Genomic DNA, 18,117 nt, shown 5'->3' on the forward strand with positions numbered 1-18,117 from the left:
AGAAAAGTTTCATGAATTTAATAATAAATGGTCAGAATCAGACTGAGCACAATGACCAAAATGCTTAGGAAGAGAGGGCGACAAATGGATTTTGAAAAACATGTTGTTTTTGCGGAATTGGACCAGGGAACAATAGAACACATACGAAAGGCAGCAGAAATCAGAGGCGTGGATGAATGGAGAATCATCATTAATGTACTTGAAAATTATTCCGAGCGTTACATGCACCTAGTTGAAAGTGCGAAATTAGCAGCTGAACGAGCTGCAACAAATATCAGAGAGGGGAAATGAAATGCTAGAAATCACAGAAAAACGTCCTGTGATAACTCGTAAAATACATGAATGCTTTGCATGTACAGCAATTATTGATAAAGGTATACAAGCCATATGCGCAAGAGCAAAGCAGGATGAGCAACACATGCGGTTTCACTTGCACCAGGAGTGCAATATAAAGTTGGCCAAAAATAAAAGTGCATTGGATAACAGTATTTATTACGGCTGTCTGAACGATATAGAGCTGATACCACAATGGCTAATGGAGGGATAAATCATGAAATATAAATGTGAAAAATGCGGGAATGACCACTTGTTTTATAACGAAGTAGCCTTACTAGCTAAACAGCTTATTTGCAATAAGGAAAGTGCTATGGATGGGGAGATTGTAAATAAAACCGATGAAGTAGCCAACACATATGAAATTGTGTATTGCTATCGCTGTGGGGAAGTTGTCGATAGCGGAGAGCTATATTAAAAAACACCGTAGCAAGTTGGGCTCACTACGGCGAAACATAAGTTCCCTTATGCATTTCTAAATACATTATAGGGGGCAGCTTATGGAGAAAGCAACAATTAATACAAATGAAAACGGTGTGTATATCGTGCAAGACGGTGTAATAACAGCATTAAGCCCTAAATCATTCGGACAAGATACAATCATTTGGAAGAATGGGCAAGTGCTCGACGTAGAGCGCGCGGAACGCATCCGTATTAAACAAACTAAATAACAGTCCTTACGGAAAAACCGACGGACACTGATAGGCTTTGGCAATTGCGCCAGGTCTATTAGTGTCCTTTTTTATTTACATATTTTATTTACATAGATGAAAGGGAGATGGCCATGTATTTTCCAGATTTAATTGCAGAGTATAAACAATCATTAAAGGAGCTACGTGTAGCTGGTGGATGCCCAAGTATGGAGCGCGATATGATGGAAGCTATCAAATGGATGGAAACAGGTTACGACCCAGCTGAGTATCGCGCGGCAACCCGTACAGATACCTTTGTCATGGACCATCACCTTATGCAAGATTTGATTTCATATACGGATGCAGAGAGCTATGTACCTAATTGGATGCAAGAGAGCGAATCAGCTGATGATTCATGGACGGATGAAATTTTGCGCATGGCAAATGTGAAAAATGAAATAAAACGTGCTTTAAGAGGACTTACAGCAAATGAACGCGCGGCATTTGTTATGGTACGTGCAGAGTGTATGACTTTTGGCAAAGCTGCTAAAGTGTTAGGCATCGGCAGAAGTACAATTCAAGGCTATTTGAAGCGCGCGGAAATGAAAATAAATCATAATATTTCTTAAAAATATATAGTTTGACGTACAAACGCCTATATAGTAGAGAAACATTTTTATGTTGGAGGTGGTGGTGATTATGAAACATGGCTAATTGGGAAGAAATTAAACACGAATATGAAACAACGAAAATTACATTAGCTAAGCTGGCCGAAAAATACGATGTACCATTAGGGACTATTAAAAGTCAAAAAAGTCGTGACACCAAAAACGGTAATCCGTGGGCGCGTGACGGAACGAAAAAGGTTGCAACCAAAAACAAAAAGGTTGCAACCTTTTCTAATGAGGATGCAGAGAGCGCGGATGAAGCCGAACTCATACAGGACAAGCCACCTAAGCATGATAGACGAGTCAAAAGGCGTGGTGGCAACCCAAGTCCACCGAACCAATTTACCAAACGGAACAGGGCTGCCATGATACACGGGTTGCGCAGTAAATTTCTGTATGATGAACAGGTTGAAATCATGGAAGCGTTACAGGAGTTTGATGTCATTGACCAGCTGTGGCTACAGATTGAGCTGAGCTTTGCTGCCATCATCCGCGCACAGAAAATTATGTGGGTAGAAGATCCATTCGACCACCTCAAAGAAATTAGTGGTGAAATGTCAGCAGACGGAGGGTTAAGTAAGACAGACTACAAAGTCGTCTATGCTCACGAACGCTACGAATCATACATTAAGGCGCAGACACGCGCATTTGCTGAGCATCGTAACCTAGTAAAACAATTCATGGACCTCACGACAGAGGATGACGAACGACGTCTAAAGCTGGAACAGATGCAGCTTAACATTGATCGCACTAAAGCTGAGATTAAGCAAATTAGTAATGAGCATGCTGCTTCTAGCAAGACTATTATTGTAAAAAATGAGGATGAAATGAGGCGAGTCATGAATGAACGTGCGAACGGTAAATCTACTTGACTTAATGAATCCACATTTTTACTCGGTTTGGCTTAGTGAGCAACCAAATAAGGTATTGAGTGGCGGACGCTCTAGTATGAAATCATCCGTCATTAGTTTGAAGCTTGTTACAGATTTCATTGAGGACGACCAGGCTAATATGGTTATTTTGCGTAAAGTCGGAAAGTACCTGTCTACATCTGTATATGAGCAAATTAAATGGGCCGTCTATATGTTGAAGTTGGAAGATGAGTTTTACTTCGGTAAATCGCCTTTGATTATACGGCATAAAGCTACAGGTACCGCCTTCTATTTTTACGGCGTTGATGATCCGTTGAAGATTAAGTCAGCCAAGATTGCGAAAGGCTATGTGAAAGCATTGTGGTTCGAGGAACTTGCTGAATTTGCAGGGGTAGAGGACATTGATATTGTATCAGATACATTCATTCGTCAAGATTTAGGGGATAAGGAAGTGGATATTTACTATTCTTACAATCCACCGCGCAACCCTTATAGCTGGGTGAATGAATGGCGAGACGGCAAGGCGGGGCATCCTGATTACTTTTTACATCACTCTACATATTTAGATGATGAAAGAGGCTTCTTGTCGCAACAAATGATTCGCAAAATTGAGCAGTATAAAGAAACGGATATTGATTATTGGCGCTGGATGTATGGCGGTGAAGCTGTCGGCATAGGAGATAACATCTATAACATGAATCATTTTCATTTAATAGATGCATTACCGCAAGATGATGACCTTATTTTAATTGATAGTTCAACAGATAGTGGACATCAAACGTCCGCTACCACACATGGAGCCTTTGCTTTAACACGTAAACAAAATGTTATCTTGCTTGATACTTGGTATTACAGCCCTGCAAATAAGGTAGTTAAAAAAGCACCTAGCGAACTGTCGGAATCGTTCAAGGGGTGGTGTGATAGTATCACCGCGCAATACAGCCGTTATTTTGATATACAAACAATTGACAGCGCGGAGGGAGCTTTGCGTAACCAAGTATACAAAGACCATGGCATAAGGCTGCATCCAATAGCGAAAAAGAAAAAAACAGATATGATTGACAATGTCCACGACCTACTTGCACAAGGTCGTTTTTTTGTACTCAATACACCAAACAATCAAATCTTTTTAGATGAGCATCGCAAATATCAATGGGATGCTAACACAGTAAATACAGATGATCCAAAGGTAATTAAAGAAGATGACCATACATGTGATATGTTCCAGTATTACGTTAATGATAATCTCCGAAAACTAGGACTTAAAAAGTAGGTGGTGAAGCAATGCTCAATGGAATCAAAAGTTTCTTTCGGAAGGTGGGTGAAAAGTTGGGGTTAATCAAGAAGATAGAAAGTGTCACACAGCATAAAAAGATAGCGCTCGGGGATGATTTTTATAACAAAATCATTGAGTGGCGCAGCCTGCATCGAGGGCATTTCGAGGGTATTCATAAAATGCCTTATTTTAATATCCAAGAGGGTGTAGGTAAGCGTACAATTGCTACGCTCAATATGCCAAAGGTCGCCGCTGAGGAGTTGGCTACACTCATTTTTAACGAAAAAGTTGAATTGTCGTTGTCGGATACTAATTTTAATGAGTTCGTATACGAAGTGTTGAAGGAAAACAAATTTACATCCAACATGCAAAATTACTTGGAGTTTATGTTTGCAATGGGCGGCATGGTGATTAAGCCGTATGTCAAAGATAACGAAATTCAGTTGTCATATGTGACTGCGGATTGTTTCCTTCCGGTCAGCTGGACAAACGCGCGGATTACAGAGGGTGTGTTTATTAGCGAAACACGTAAACAAGGCAAGGTTTACACTCACTTGGAATGGCACACATTTGAGGATGGAGAGTACATCATCGCCAATGAACTATATGAAAGTGAGAATGGGAATGGGAATGATTTAGGTGTTAAAGTACCGTTATCTATACTTTATCCCGATATGTCTGAGTACATCCCAATAGAAGGTGCTACAAAGCCACTTTTCGCTTACTTCAAGCCAAACATAGCGAATAACGTTGACAGCACTGTACCGCTTGGTATCTCTATTTATGCTAACAGCTACGACACGCTAAAGTCTTTAGATATTGCGTTTGATAGTTTACAACGCGAATTTAGGCTAGGGCGCAAACGCATTATCGTACCCGCACACATGATTAAGATGGTAGTAGATCCTGACACAGGGAAACAACATCGCTACTTCGATCCAACCGATGAAACGTATGAGGCGTTCGACGGTGGAAATATGGACGATAATACGATAACAGAGATCAACGTGACATTGCGAGTTGAAGAGCATATTGCTGCTATGAATGCTTTACTCAACGTTTTAGCGATGCAAATCGGTTTTAGCCCTGGTACATTTTCGTTCAATGGTCAAAGCATGAAAACAGCAACGGAGGTGGTATCTGAAAACAGTAAAACCTTCCGTACGAAGCAGAGTCATGAAAATGTAATCGAGGAAAGCATAAAGGATTTAGTTGACTGTATAGCCACGCTGGCTAGTTTGTATAAGCTTTACGAACCTCCAGCAAAATATAAGACAACAGTTAAGTTTGATGATTCCATAGCGCAAGATGCTGACGCTGAAATAGACAAGCAGATAAAGCTCGTTGCGGCTGAATTACAGAGTCGTAAGCGCGCTATCATCAAAATATTTGGCGCAAGCGAAGAGGAAGCAGAAAAAATCATGCAAGAAATTTACAAAGAGACGTTGCGAAATGCTCCTGATTTAAAGGAGATAAAAAAGCAAGTGTCTCTTTTTGGTCATGAGGAGTGATATAGATGGCGCGTCCAACTATCACACCGCATCAATTTAACCTATACACGTCGCAAATAGCAGATATTTATGTTGCATTAGAGGACGAGTTATTTCAGCAGATTGCAAGGCGTTTAAAGGCTCCTGCAACTGCGGGCAAGGATTATGTATTGCAATGGCAAATTGACAAGATGCAACAACTCAGAATGCTTAATCAAGAAACCATAGCCGCGCTCTCTCAAACGACAGGAATTGCGAAGACTGACATCGAGCAAATGTTTGAGGATGTCGGGTATGACACGATTAAGTCGGTTGACGAGGATATAAAGCGTGTTAAATATCAACGGCAGCCTAAGCCATCTGACATTGACGCGCGGCTTGAAGCCTATGTGAAGCAAACCTTCAGGGATATTGATAACTACGTTAATCAATCACTTATCACTACGAATTATGGTGAGGGTACTGTCACTAAGATGTACCGCAAAATTGTCGAGGAAACAACCGCGCAAGTGCTCGCTGGCAATAAAACAATCAATCAAGCAATGGCTGAAACAGTAACACGTTGGGCAGAGCGCGGCATCGATACAGGTTTTATTGATAAAGCTGGACGTACATGGCATCTCGAAGAGTATGTAAACACAGTTTTACGCTCAACTGTTAACCGTACTTACAATGAGCTGCGTCTATCACGTATGCAAGATTATGGCGTTGATCTAGTGTTGGTCAATAGCTACTCAAATGCTCGTCCAGCTTGTGCAAAGATACAAGGGCGCGTTTGTAGCATGAGCAATCCGTCAAGCCATCCAGACTATCCATCTATATATGACTTTGGCTATGGGGAGCCCTGGGGTATTCGAGGTGTTAACTGTCGCCATATCCTTTATCCGTTTGTACCAGGTATAAATATCAATAATCAAATACAGTATGACGCGGAGGGTGTATCTAAAGAGTACGAGTTGACGCAGCAGCAGCGCTATTACGAGCGACAGATTCGCAAGGCTAAACGCTCACTTAATTTAGCGCGTGAAATTGGCGATGAAAAGACGATTGCTAAGTATGAAAAGCTCGTACGCAATCGCCAACTAAAAGTGCGAGAGTTTATCGCTGAGCACAATCTGCCGCGCAGATACGACAAAGAACGTGTCATTAATTTAAGTAATGCAAGGAGCCTCAATAACAATGAGCAACGAGCTATTAATCAATATATTAGCTCTGAATCTTATAAGCTTAATGACAAATTGAGAAGGGGAACGTCTCTTAATGAACAAGATGAGGTTTTAATTAATCATTTGGATGCTGCTCTAAAGAAGCTGCCACAATATGAAGGTGATTTAAGTCGTTCTATTTACTTCAACACTAATGATGATATGGCCCGATTCTTGCAGGAGCATGTACCAGGGAAAGAAAAGATGTACAAAGAATATATATCAACTACAAAAGGTAATACTTACAATCCCGAAGCGCAGGTGCAGCTGTATATTTTAGATGCAAGAAAAGGTCGGAATATTAGCAATTACAATCCAGGTGAGCAGGAAGTATTGTATGAGCGCGGCTCCAAGTTTATCATTAATAGAATAGAAGTAATAAATGACGTACATCATATTTTATTGGAGGAATACGATGAGTAAACAAAAACCTTTTAGCGATCCGCGATGGAATCAGCCTTTAGGTGGCGAAACAGTCGGAGAAAGAGAGTTCACGGAGGAAGAAAAGCAAAAGCATAAAGAAAAATTGCGTAACCACCTTAAGCGAATAGGTGTGGTTAAAAGCGATGATGAATTTAAGGACATTTAACTTATTATACAGTTGAGTGTCTTTTTTGTGTTCAAAATCCCAAACGTTTGGGATTATCGTCTTTTTGACGCACAGCTTGTAGACGTTAAACAATAAAGCGTGTCTTACTCTATCGTGCCGTTGCACGTAAAAAGCGAAGGAGGACATAGTATTATGACGAAAGAACAACTATTAGCAATGGGATTGACGGAAGAGCAGGCACAATCAGTTTTAGATGGTTTCGGCACAATGGTTCCTAAATCACGATTGGACGAGAAAATTAAGGAGCTAAAGGCAGCTAATGATACCATTACAGAGCGTGACACGCAACTAGAGGAGCTAAAACCTAAAGCGGCTGGCAATGATGCTTTACAAGCAGAAATTACACGCCTGCAGCAAGAAAATAAAGACAACGCGGATAAGCATGCAACAGAGCTTGCTGAAACACGTCTGTCAAGCGCGGTCAAGTTAGCACTAACAGGTAAGGTACAAGATTTAGATATTGTATCGGGCTTGCTTAACAAAGAGAAAATCGAATTAGACGAGCAAGGCAATGTAAAGGGCGGCCTTGACGACCAACTAATGGCTTTAAAGGAATCAAAGTCGTTTTTATTTGTGCCTGAAACAGAGTCAGCGCAACCACCAGCGCCGAATTTTGGTGGAGGGAATCACAATCCACCACAAGGGGGCGGTGACAATGATCCATTCACTGCTAAATTAGCAAAATATGAATAAAGGAGAAATAAACATGGGTAAAACATTATTAGTAAAATTAAATTTACAGTTCTTTGCAGGTACAGAAAATAACCAAAAAGCCGCGCGTAGCTATCAACCGCAATTCAAAGCGTTATTACAAGCGGTATTTAAAAAGCAAGCTTATTTCGCTGACTTTTTTGGTGGTGGCATTGAAGCACTGGACGGTGTACAGCACAATGAAACAGCCTTTTATGTGAAAACGTCCGATATTCCTGTTGTTGTAGGTGCAGCTTACAACAAAGGCGCGAATGTAGCGTTCGGCACAGGAACAGGCAATACGACACGTTTTGGACCACGCACCGAAATCATCTACACGGATACGCCAGTACGTTATTCTTGGGAATGGGTATTTCACGAGGGAATCGATAAGCACACAGTTAATAATGATTTTGAGGCGGCTGTTGCTGATCGATTAGACTTGCAGGCACAGGCTAAAGTAAAGACGTTTGACGATGCGCACAGCAAGTTTATTGCTTCCATAGCAGGTCATACAGAAACAATTGCAGATTTCAAGGCAGATAGTGTACTAGCCTTATTCAACGACTTATCTAATTACTACGTTAATATCGAAGCAATTGGAAATAAAGTAGCGAAGGTAACACCTGAACTATATAACGCAATTATTGACCATCCACTTACGACAAGTGCTAAAAAGTCGTCAGCGGATATTGATAACAATGGTATTCTAAAATTCAAAGGATTCGTCATTCAGGAAATTCCCGAAGCAAAATTGCAAGGTGACGATGTAGCCTATGTATATATTACGGGTGTAGGTAAAGCATTTACGGGTATTAATACCGCCCGCACCATTGAATCAGAAGACTTTGACGGGGTAGCGCTACAAGGTGCAGGTAAAGCAGGAGAGTTTATCTTAGATGACAATAAGCCCGCTGTTGTTAAAGTGACATTAGGAGCAGAGGAGCCGGAGCCGGAGCCAGAAGGGTGATGACTAATGGCAAAATACAAAGTGTTACAACCATTTAGAGATAAATATACGAAAGAAATATATACATCTGGTCAAGAAATTGAAATGACTGTCAAGCGCGGAAATGAAGCAATCGCCAATCTCAAAAAATGGGATGGCGATTTTTTAGAGCGCATCGATAAAACAAAAGAAGGTGATTAAATGCCTTATTTAACTTTAGATGAATACAAAGCATTGAGTCAAAATAATATTGAGCCTGATGCTTTTCCTTTTTTGGAGCGAAAAGCTTGTGATGTGCTAGACAGTGTTACAAATGACTTTTATCAGCATAATGATTTAGCGAGCGATTGGGATTGGAGGAAATCAAAATTTAAAAGCGCTGTAGCCGCGCAAATCGATTACTTTTACGAAATGGGAGCTACTAGCTCACATGGGTTGCAGGAAGTCGCAACGGTGCAGATTGGGCGCACAATGATGAGTACGGGGGCAAGCAGAGGAACGGCAAAAAAAGAAGAAAACAGTATGTTGTCAAGCGATGTCGTCCTGTATTTACGCAACACAGGACTATTGTTTCAGGGAGTGAGTACAGCATGTTGGTAAGAGCATTGCCGCGCTCGTGGCTCGTACATGACATTATCTACAGGCAACGTCTTGATGGCAAAGACGACTATGGTAATCCGCTATATGCTGTACCTGCCATCATTAAACATGTGAGGTTTGACCAATCGACCATATTTAGCAGAGATAAAACACAAACTAAAATTATGGCTAATGCTGTTATCTTTGTAGACACCCGTAACAGTACGCCCATTCCTGATAATTTTACAGAGGAATCTATTATCATTTTTGATGATAAAGAATACGTCCTTAAAAAGATTGTGCCATGTTGTCACCCAAAGAGCAGCAAGGTACATCATTGGGAGTTGGAGGTGATTTAATGCGTGTCCGTATAAAGAGACAGCTTGACGGTGTACCTATCAGACTATCAAATATGACCAAACAAGGACAATATGCGTTTGTCAATCAGGTCTATGCTGATAGTAATATATATGTGCCGATGCTATCCAGCGACTTACGTAATCAATCATCTATTGGGGTTGATGGTAAATCAATTACGTGGCACTCGGTTTATGCGCGGCGTCAATATTACAACATTGGAGCTAAATTTACGACACCTGGCACGGGTCCTAAATGGGATAGCAAGGCATTAGCGATTCACGGCGATAGCTGGAAAAGAGTTGTGGTTAATGCAATGAATAGGGCGAGGTGATGGCAGGTATGGAGTTAGATTTATTACTACAGCTTAATCGCTATATCAATAGCCAACAGCCGTTTGCTAAGAGCATCCTTGGTGTACTAGACACTGGCGAAAGTGTATCTGTCATGGCGATGCCAGGCGGAGCAGAAACAGTCTATTTTGACGGGACGCGTGACAAACAACAGCAAGTACAAATTAATGCGAAAAGTAAGGAACAAAATAATTGTATCGATTTTCTTAGCACCATATTTCAAAAGCTAGAAAACTTAGTTGATTTGCCATCTGCAAACGGCAGCTATGAATTTAATGACATAAAAATAATGGGTATGCCCTCGCTTATCTTAATCGATGAGCAGGGCTATTTTATTTATCAATTATCAATCAGTGTACAAATTACAATTTTTAAAGGAGTGTTATAGACATGGCACGTAAAAAGAATGCCTTAACAGAATATTGGGTAGGGGTATATGAAGATGAAAACAGTACCGCCGATTTACGATTAGCGAAATGGATTTCCTCTGTTACAGACGATGGAGAGGAAGAAACAGAGGAATATGCGTTTTATGATGGCGATGGAACAAAGGAGACGGACGTTATTTCTGTTAAAAAGGCATATACGTTTGAAGGTATGCATGACATTGAAGATCCAGCACAAAAATTAATAGCAGATCTTGAGCTAGAGACAGGAGAAGCACGTAAAATCATGTTTAAGCAAGTGCGTACTGATGGTACTGAATTTGAGGGGCGCGCCACAGTATCAGAAATTAAAACGACGGGTGGCGAAGCGTCCGACTATGCACCGTTTAACTGCCGCATTTCGTGGGATGCTAAACCAACAATTACAGTACCACCAGTTACACCCTGATGAGCCCGATAATTCGGGCAACACAGAGGAATCAGAAGAGCCAGAAGAAACCGAAGAGCCAATTGAGGAACCAGAAGAACCAATCGAAGGAGAAGGCGACTAAGCCTTCTTTTTTGTATTTGTATAAAAAGGAGCGATATACATGATTAAAATTAATACACGTAAGCCTACAATTCCAGTGGAGATTGATGATTTAAAATACGAAATTAATATGTCAGATGAGAGCTTACAGCAACAACGCGCGGTTTTTATTAAATTTAATGAGGATGCTAAGCAGCTGACTGATGAAGATTTCGAAGGGGCTAAAAAGCTTATAATTAAATGCTTAGATAATTTGTTAGAACAAGGTGCTGGCAACGCTATCTATGAGCGTGTCGGTAGTGCTTTCGCCTGTGCGGATGTGATTAATCAACTTGCTGAAGGGATTGTAGCAGAAGCCAATAAGCGCGGTTTAAAAACGCAGCAAATGAAAGTTGAAAACTATGTACAGTCAAAAAAACAGCGCCAACAGCACCAAAAACGTAAAAAGTAGGTGTGGCGATGTTTACATTAACCGACACGTTACCAGGGCAAGTTGAGCTAGATGGCGTTATGTATGAGGTTGATTTGTCATTTGATAACGTCTTATCGATTATCGATTTGCTTAATGACAACGAAGTAAACGACGCACAACAGGTAGTAGCTGGGCTGTATATGCTATTAGGGCAAGATTTAGATTATCCTTTACAGGAGCAAGCAGATATTTTTGTCAGGCTGTTTGATACCTTCATCAATAATGAAAAGGATGATGATGTCAAATGTGACATCGAAGGAAACCCCATGCCACAGATTCAAGAGGGTGACAACGAGGCGCTATATGACATCAAGCAAGACGCGCAATATATTTACGCGTCTTTTTTGCAATGTTATGGCATGGATTTATTTGAGCAGCAAGGTAAGCTTCATTGGTGGCAGTTTAAGGCGCTTTTAAGCGGATTGAGCGATGATACCAAGTTTAAAAAAGTTTTGGAGATCCGACAGATGGAGCTACCAACGGGGCGCGGTACAGGTAAACAGCGCGAAGCAATTAAAAAAATTAAAAAAGCATATGAGCTGAAGGAGTGATGTATTTATGGCTTCCGACGGCAAAATTGTAATTGATGTCATTTTAGATGATGGACGTGTTGTTAAAGGCGTAGCGGACATTAATAGGCAGATTGATAATGTTGATAAATCAGCAAAAAAAGCTTCTGGCGGCGTCAAAGATATGGTCACCGCATTAGGTTTAGTCGGGCTTGCTCAAAAAGGCATACAACTTGTTACAAGTGCATTAGATGGAGCCATAAAGCGCTTTGACACAATCAATGGATTTCCTAGTGTGATGGAGCGTATGGGCTTTAGCAGCGAGGCGGCTCAAAAGTCTATCAACAAATTGTCCGAGGGCATCCAAGGTTTACCGACGACACTGGACGGCATTGTAAGTAGTGCACAAAATATAGCAGTATTAACAGGTGATTTAGACAATGCAACAGACACCGCCTTGTCATTAAATAATGCCTTTTTAGCAAGCGGCGCAAGTGCTTCAGACGCAGAACGCGGACTTGTGCAATATGTGCAAATGCTGAGCAAAGGTTCCGTTGACATGCAGTCATGGAGAACTTTGCAGGAAACGATGGGGTATGCGCTCAATAAGACGGCTGAGGCGTTTGGCTTTGCGGGTCAATCAGCACAAAACGATCTGTACGCAGCGTTAAAAGCTGGTGATATTAAGTTTAAAGATTTCAATGCGAAAATTATCGAACTAAACGGCGGTGTCAACGGTTTTGCTGATGTTGCTAAAAACAGTTCTGCTGGTATTGGTACGTCATTTACAAATCTTCGTAATGCAATAGTTGTTGGTGTTGCTAATATGATTTTTGCGTTTGATGATTTGTCAAAAGCAGTGACAGGTAAAAGTATTGCTGAAAACCTTGACAGCTTGAAGTTAGTTGTACGCGCGACTTTTGCGACGATTAACGATGTGATTAGAGCGTCAGCGCCTGTTGTTACAGTATTTGCTACAGCAATTAGTGCAACGATACCTGTTGTCAAAGCATTGACTCCAGTCCTGATTGGTTTAACAGCTGCATTTGCGGCGTACACAGTCATTACAAAAGCAAGCGCGGCTATTAGTGCGGCTAAAGTGGCGATAGCAGCCGCAGAAGCAACCACTAAAGCATTAACGATAGCTACAAATGCACGTATTGCATCGCAAATTGTCATGAATACAACGGATCGAGCTGGTACAGTGGTAACCGTCGCCTCTACGAGCGCTATCACGTTAAAAACGTTTGCGATTGGTGTTTTGACGGGTGCTATTAAGTTATCAACTGTAGCGCAAATAGCAGCGGCAACAGCAACAAAAGCATGGGGCGCAGCAATGGCGCTTTTAGCTGGCCCAGTAGGATGGGTAGTAGCGGGTGTTGGGTTACTTGTTACGGCAGTAGTTGGGCTTGTTATGCACTTCAAACGCACTACCGAAGAGGGAGCGAAATTAGCCCAACAAAACGAAGCATTAGCGGAATCTACGAAAGCCCTGAGCACATCCGTTGAAGAATCGGCTGTAGCGTATGAGAAAAAACAGAGGAACATTGAAACAAATGCCGAAGCATACACAAAGCTCGCAGCCGAAATCGAAGAGTTGGCAGCCAAAGAAAAGAAAACTGCCGCAGAAAAAAAGTTATTAAAAGAACATATAGCAGAATTAAATAAGAATGTTGATGGCTTAAATTTAGCGTACGGTGAACAGTCCAATGCACTAAGTATGACATCCGAGCAAATTCTTAATCGCATCAACCTCATGAAAGAGGAAGAGAAGCTACAAAGTGCTAGAGAACGAAGCTACGAACTAACGCAAAAAGAAATTGAAATCAGTAAACAGCTTGAAGAAGTCAATGCGTTAATCGAGGAAAATAACCAATTGTATGCAGAAGGCAAGATAACCAAATCAGAATACAAAGAAGAATCCGAAAAATTGCAAGTGCAAGAAGCGGATTTATCAGCAGCTCATACAGCTGCTGGCGAAGAGCGTAAAAGGGTAGATAACGAACTGATTGAATCGAGCGCGGCTGTGGCTGAAGCAGCAGAGCAAGACATTGGCAGACAATTAAAAATGCTTGAAGAGCTCTCCAAAGAACAACAAGAAACAGTAAAAGATATGAAATCCGCGTGGGACGATTATGCAAGTGCTGCGACAGATATGTTTGATACGTTGAGTGATAAGTCTAAGACGAGTGTTGCAGAAATGCAGAAAAATCTCGAAGAAAATCAACGCGTCATTACAGAATGGTCTGAAAATATTGCGAAACTGGCAGAGCGTGGTATTGATGAAGGACTACTTAATACACTACGTGAAGCAGGCCCCGAATCGGCGGGGCATGTTAGTGCGCTTGTTAAGGCATCTGATGATGAATTACAAAAATTAAGCTCAACGTTTGCTAAGGGTGGAGAAGTAGCGACACAAGCGCTAAGTACCTCGTTAGGTATTGAAAATACAGGCTTATTAGATGCAGTAGGCCATTTAGTTATCGGAACTGAACAAGCTTTAGCGGATAGCATTAAAAGTGCAAAATTTGAAGAGCTTGGTGTGGATATTGCCAAAGGACAAGCATCCGGAATCGAAAAAGGTACGCCAGAAGCTGAAAAAGCCGCGTCCAACTTAGGGAAGGCTTTAGAGGAAGCAGCGAGAGATCAATTAGAAACACACAGCCCATCTAAAGTATTTGAGCGTATTGGTAACGATGCAGTAGGTGGCATTGTCCTCGCGATAAATAACGGTATAGAAGCAGTTCTTACAGCAATCAATACTTTAACTCAAAGCATTGTAAAACCTTTTGATAATATATCTTCAACTTTCGAAAAAATCGGCCAGGAAGCAACGTCTGGAATGGTTCGAGGGTTAAAAGCTGGCGAAAAGCAAGTTATCGCAACAGCTCGTGGCATTGCAAATAGTGCAGCTCAAACAGTGCGCCAAGCATTGGATATTCACTCGCCTTCGCGCGTTTTTATTGGCATTGGTGAAGATACAGGTACAGGGATGGCTATCGGTATGGCCAACACAAAAAAGTTGAATGAAAAAGCCATAACAGATGTAACGAAAGTTATCACTAATGCTGCTAAAAAGAATACCGATGAAATTATAAAGATTTCTGAAAAAGCTGAGGCAGAACGCACAAAAATACAGCAGTCTTATGCCAAAAAACGCAACAGCATGAAAAAAGTTGATGCAAAGAAAATCGCCGAACTAGAAAAAGAAATGCATGGAAAGCTTATGGAAATCAATAACAAAGCATGGGCTGATATGGTTAAAAAAGAGCAAGAGGTCAATAAGCAAAAACTCGCTGCTACCAAAAAATTTATCGATGATAAAAAGAAAGCTAATGAATTAAGCTTAATCGATGAAGCACAATATTGGCGTGCAGCATATAAGCAATTCGCGAATGGATCAGCAGAAAATGTTGAGCTTAGACGACAATACCAAGACAATGTAAAACGCATTAATGATGCTATCACTAGCAAAAATAATGAATATTTAAGCAAAGCTCAAAAAATAAATGATGATTTGATTCAAAATGAACAAAAATTAAATGATGAATATGCAAACGCTTTGGATAGTAGATATCAGTCAATTTTAAATTCGTATGGATTGTTTGACGAAGTTAAACAGCGGGAAGCTGTAACATCTGAAACACTTGCCAAAAATTTAAGCGACCAGGTACAAGCCTTAAATGATTGGCGCAACCAATTGACGCAACTAGAGCGTAGACGGGTATCCAAAACATTACTCGATGAGTTACGTCAGATGGGCCCAGCTGCCACAGAAGAGCTGCGAGCTTTAAACTCTATGACAGATTCAGAGTTAAAAGCTTACCAAGATATGTACAAAGAAAAGTCTAAAATTGCACGTGAGCAAGCTATCAAAGAGCTAGAGCCACTAAAAACACAAACGCAAAATGAAATACAAGCTATGCGTGATGCAGCAAATAAAGAGCTTGAAACACTTAACAAAGAGTGGCAACAAGCAATCAAAGATGTCGTTGGTGGCACTGACAAGGAGTTAAAAACACTCCATCAAGTTGGCAAAAATGCTGGACAAGGTTTGATCGATGGAATGAAGTCTATGGATGGGGCTCTGCAAAAACAAGCCAAAACGATGGCTGAAAATATCAAAAACACAATACAAAAATCATTGGATATTCATTCACCGTCGCGTTGGATGCGTGATTTTGTTGTAGGCAATCTTGCACGTGGATTTGATGTTGGGGTAGATCGGCAAAAATCGTTTCTGGCGAATGCATCCGAAAAAATTGGTGACTTTATTAAACCAGCCATTGTCAACCCGTTACGAGGTGCTAAAGTTAATTTAGGTTTAGACAAACCATCGTCAATGATTAATAATTATTCAACTATTAATAACAACACTTTTGGTGACAATGGAGAGGGTGACATGCACATTGAGACTTCAGATGTGATTTTGTATGGCGAAAAAGTAGGTGAAATTATGTATAAAATTGTTAGCGGCAAGCAGTATCAAGGTGCTAATATAGCTGCAATGACAAAGGGGTTCTCATTATGACGTTAATCTTCGTAAAAAACGGAAATCAAATTAATTTACGTGATGCAGGGATTCGGGTCATGGAATTTGAGCCTGAATCCTTAGACGCCATGAATGAATCGTATAACATTGATGGCAGTGGCTATATCGTCACAAGTCGAGGGTACAACACTCGTTATATTGATGCTACTTTTAAAGTAAGTGGGTATGATTTAGCTGATTATGCTCAATTTCATCGTGATTTATTTGCCCTGTTCGGCAGCAAAGAAGACTTTTATATTATTGATACAAAAGAATATGGTCTATGGTGGCATGTGCGCAACGACGGTAAATTTAGTTTGAGACGTACTATTAAAAACGGCATGTTTAGCATTAGGCTTATATGTATTACACCTTATGCACAGTCAAGAGGTAGTTGTATGGACTTGCAAAGTCATAAAGAATGGGATGTAGATTTATGGAGCTGGGGCATGGGCTTAGATTGGGATAAGGAATATAAATATGTACACAGTACAAATAATTTTGTAATCGATAATATCGGTAACGTATCTATCGACCCAAGAGAGCATGAGTTAGAAATCACTATCAAAGCAACAGCGGCATCTTATTTGCAAATTATTAATCAGACAACGGGAGACGTATATCGTTATAATGACGCGCTAACAGCAAGTGATACACTTGTATTAAGTGGTATACGTACACTTAAAAATGGTATATCTGTATTTAAAGATACTAATAAAAAGCTTCTCGCTTTAGCTGCAGGAGAAAACCATATAACTGTAGAGGGCGGCACTATTATAAGTGCGGCTTTTAATTTTAGATTTTTATATATGTAAGGAAGTGATGGAATGACAATGTATAATACGAACTCACCTATTACGCGGGAAGAACGTGTAAATATTAATCAAACGTGGGATGATATTTTGCGGCGCTTTAATAATTTGCAACGGCAAATAAACATTTTGGCTGGCGATAATGATGTAGACGAGTTAATACAGCGTATTACAGATACATTAAATAACGCAGATGCAACATTATCGGACTTGCAAACAGCATTAAGTGACGCAACACAATTAATCGATGATATGTTAAACGCAACAATTGAGGCTACTGACGCAGCTACAGCAGCTAATCAAGCGACAAATGTTGCTGTGCAAATAATCGCCGTTTTGACATTGTTAAAGGGTGATTTAGAGCAGTTGCAAACGTCACTAGAGCAAAGTATTACAGATGCGTCCCAAGCAACCACAGGAGCAATTAATGCTACTACAAACGCTAATCAAGCAGCGCAAGACGCCCAGCAAGCTACGACAAATGCTGACAATGCAGCTAATCGCGCTAATGACGCAGCATATGCAATCGAGGGTTGGGGGCAAGTCGTACCTTACCAAAACGGCACAACTTACAATCGTAATAACCCTGTAACCTATCAAGGTAGCACATATCAATCGCTAGTTGATGATAATGATAGCTTGCCGACCGACACTACAAAATGGATTGTAATAGCTCGCAAAGGGTTAGATGGTCAAGGGGCGGTGCAAACAGTAGAGGGGGAGTTACCAGACGAAAATGGTGATGTTAAATTGCCAATGATGGCAACTAAACAAGAAGTGCAAGCATTGGATAACAAAGTTACTACACACTTGGACAAAATGATGCAGTTAAGTCCATCCGTTTTAAAGATTCCTTTAGTTGCT

24 protein-coding genes are annotated in these 18,117 nt (G+C 40.7%); all 24 read left to right on the forward strand.

Translation table 11 applies throughout. The annotated features are described in order from the left end of the window. Nucleotides 1-84: 84 nt before the first annotated feature. Nucleotides 85-291, forward strand: a complete 207-nt coding sequence (locus tag C9J34_RS19640; protein WP_107841872.1) for a hypothetical protein — start codon at nucleotides 85-87, stop codon at nucleotides 289-291. A gap of 1 nt (nucleotide 292) precedes the next feature. Continuing rightward, nucleotides 293-547: a hypothetical protein gene (locus tag C9J34_RS19645; protein WP_107841873.1), complete on the forward strand. Its 255-nt coding sequence runs from the start codon at nucleotides 293-295 to the stop codon at nucleotides 545-547. Nucleotides 548-550: 3 nt separating this feature from the next. Next, nucleotides 551-751 carry a hypothetical protein gene (locus C9J34_RS19650; RefSeq protein WP_107841874.1) on the forward strand — a complete coding sequence of 67 codons (201 nt, stop codon included), beginning with the start codon at nucleotides 551-553 and terminating at the stop codon, nucleotides 749-751. Nucleotides 752-833: 82 nt separating this feature from the next. Further along, entirely contained in the window at nucleotides 834-1,004 is a 171-nt protein-coding gene (locus tag C9J34_RS19655) for a DUF3954 domain-containing protein (RefSeq protein WP_107841875.1), read from the forward strand. Between the two features lie 113 nt (nucleotides 1,005-1,117). Then, on the forward strand, nucleotides 1,118-1,594 hold the full coding sequence (locus C9J34_RS19660) for a sigma factor-like helix-turn-helix DNA-binding protein (RefSeq protein WP_193769095.1): 477 nt from the start codon (nucleotides 1,118-1,120) through the stop codon (nucleotides 1,592-1,594). Between the two features lie 77 nt (nucleotides 1,595-1,671). After that, nucleotides 1,672-2,505 (forward strand): hypothetical protein, encoded by an 834-nt coding sequence (locus C9J34_RS22140; protein WP_193769096.1) that lies wholly within the window; start codon nucleotides 1,672-1,674, stop codon nucleotides 2,503-2,505. After that, nucleotides 2,477-3,778 (forward strand): PBSX family phage terminase large subunit, encoded by a 1,302-nt coding sequence (locus C9J34_RS19670; RefSeq protein WP_107841877.1) that lies wholly within the window; start codon nucleotides 2,477-2,479, stop codon nucleotides 3,776-3,778. The genes C9J34_RS22140 and C9J34_RS19670 overlap by 29 nt, the downstream gene beginning before the upstream one ends. Nucleotides 3,779-3,834: 56 nt before the next feature. Further along, the gene (locus C9J34_RS19675; RefSeq protein ID WP_238600726.1) at nucleotides 3,835-5,292 is read left to right on the forward strand and encodes a phage portal protein; all 1,458 of its coding nucleotides are present in this window, start codon (nucleotides 3,835-3,837) and stop codon (nucleotides 5,290-5,292) included. A gap of 5 nt (nucleotides 5,293-5,297) precedes the next feature. Next, nucleotides 5,298-6,899, forward strand: coding sequence for a phage minor capsid protein (locus C9J34_RS19680; protein ID WP_107841879.1), 1,602 nt, complete (start codon nucleotides 5,298-5,300; stop codon nucleotides 6,897-6,899). Beyond that, nucleotides 6,892-7,065, forward strand: a complete 174-nt coding sequence (locus C9J34_RS22145; protein WP_193769097.1) for a hypothetical protein — start codon at nucleotides 6,892-6,894, stop codon at nucleotides 7,063-7,065. The genes C9J34_RS19680 and C9J34_RS22145 overlap by 8 nt, the downstream gene beginning before the upstream one ends. 153 nt (nucleotides 7,066-7,218) lie before the next feature. After that, nucleotides 7,219-7,779, forward strand: a complete 561-nt coding sequence (locus C9J34_RS19685) for a phage scaffolding protein (RefSeq protein ID WP_107841880.1) — start codon at nucleotides 7,219-7,221, stop codon at nucleotides 7,777-7,779. A gap of 13 nt (nucleotides 7,780-7,792) precedes the next feature. Beyond that, entirely contained in the window at nucleotides 7,793-8,746 is a 954-nt protein-coding gene (locus C9J34_RS19690; RefSeq protein WP_107841881.1) for a phage capsid protein, read from the forward strand. 6 nt (nucleotides 8,747-8,752) lie between these two features. After that, a complete protein-coding gene (locus C9J34_RS22150) occupies nucleotides 8,753-8,926 on the forward strand; it encodes a hypothetical protein (RefSeq protein WP_193769098.1) in 174 nt (57 codons plus the stop codon). Beyond that, nucleotides 8,927-9,325 (forward strand): head-tail connector protein, encoded by a 399-nt coding sequence (locus C9J34_RS19695; RefSeq protein WP_107841882.1) that lies wholly within the window; start codon nucleotides 8,927-8,929, stop codon nucleotides 9,323-9,325. It begins immediately after the preceding gene. Then, entirely contained in the window at nucleotides 9,316-9,663 is a 348-nt protein-coding gene (locus C9J34_RS19700) for a putative minor capsid protein (protein WP_107841890.1), read from the forward strand. Before C9J34_RS19695 ends, C9J34_RS19700 begins: the two co-directional genes overlap by 10 nt. Further along, complete coding sequence (locus C9J34_RS19705) at nucleotides 9,663-9,995, forward strand: minor capsid protein (RefSeq protein WP_193769099.1); 333 nt, start codon at nucleotides 9,663-9,665, stop codon at nucleotides 9,993-9,995. Before C9J34_RS19700 ends, C9J34_RS19705 begins: the two co-directional genes overlap by 1 nt. Before the next feature lie 8 nt (nucleotides 9,996-10,003). Continuing rightward, nucleotides 10,004-10,402 (forward strand): phage tail terminator protein, encoded by a 399-nt coding sequence (locus C9J34_RS19710; RefSeq protein ID WP_193769100.1) that lies wholly within the window; start codon nucleotides 10,004-10,006, stop codon nucleotides 10,400-10,402. Nucleotides 10,403-10,404: 2 nt separating this feature from the next. Next, nucleotides 10,405-10,848 (forward strand): phage tail tube protein, encoded by a 444-nt coding sequence (locus C9J34_RS19715; protein WP_107841885.1) that lies wholly within the window; start codon nucleotides 10,405-10,407, stop codon nucleotides 10,846-10,848. Further along, entirely contained in the window at nucleotides 10,808-10,951 is a 144-nt protein-coding gene (locus tag C9J34_RS22155; protein ID WP_193769101.1) for a hypothetical protein, read from the forward strand. The genes C9J34_RS19715 and C9J34_RS22155 overlap by 41 nt, the downstream gene beginning before the upstream one ends. 39 nt (nucleotides 10,952-10,990) lie before the next feature. Continuing rightward, nucleotides 10,991-11,380 carry a hypothetical protein gene (locus C9J34_RS19720; RefSeq protein ID WP_107841886.1) on the forward strand — a complete coding sequence of 130 codons (390 nt, stop codon included), beginning with the start codon at nucleotides 10,991-10,993 and terminating at the stop codon, nucleotides 11,378-11,380. A gap of 8 nt (nucleotides 11,381-11,388) precedes the next feature. Next, the gene (locus C9J34_RS19725; protein WP_107841887.1) at nucleotides 11,389-11,952 is read left to right on the forward strand and encodes a bacteriophage Gp15 family protein; all 564 of its coding nucleotides are present in this window, start codon (nucleotides 11,389-11,391) and stop codon (nucleotides 11,950-11,952) included. Between the two features lie 7 nt (nucleotides 11,953-11,959). Beyond that, entirely contained in the window at nucleotides 11,960-16,441 is a 4,482-nt protein-coding gene (locus tag C9J34_RS19730; RefSeq protein WP_107841888.1) for a tape measure protein, read from the forward strand. Next, nucleotides 16,438-17,256: a phage tail domain-containing protein gene (locus tag C9J34_RS19735; RefSeq protein WP_107841889.1), complete on the forward strand. Its 819-nt coding sequence runs from the start codon at nucleotides 16,438-16,440 to the stop codon at nucleotides 17,254-17,256. The genes C9J34_RS19730 and C9J34_RS19735 overlap by 4 nt, the downstream gene beginning before the upstream one ends. A gap of 12 nt (nucleotides 17,257-17,268) precedes the next feature. Continuing rightward, a partial coding sequence (locus tag C9J34_RS19740; protein WP_153062660.1) for a hypothetical protein occupies nucleotides 17,269-18,117 on the forward strand: 849 nt, incomplete at its 3' end.

The organism is Metasolibacillus meyeri (assembly GCF_003049505.1).
Lineage (GTDB): Bacteria > Bacillota > Bacilli > Bacillales_A > Planococcaceae > Metasolibacillus > Metasolibacillus meyeri.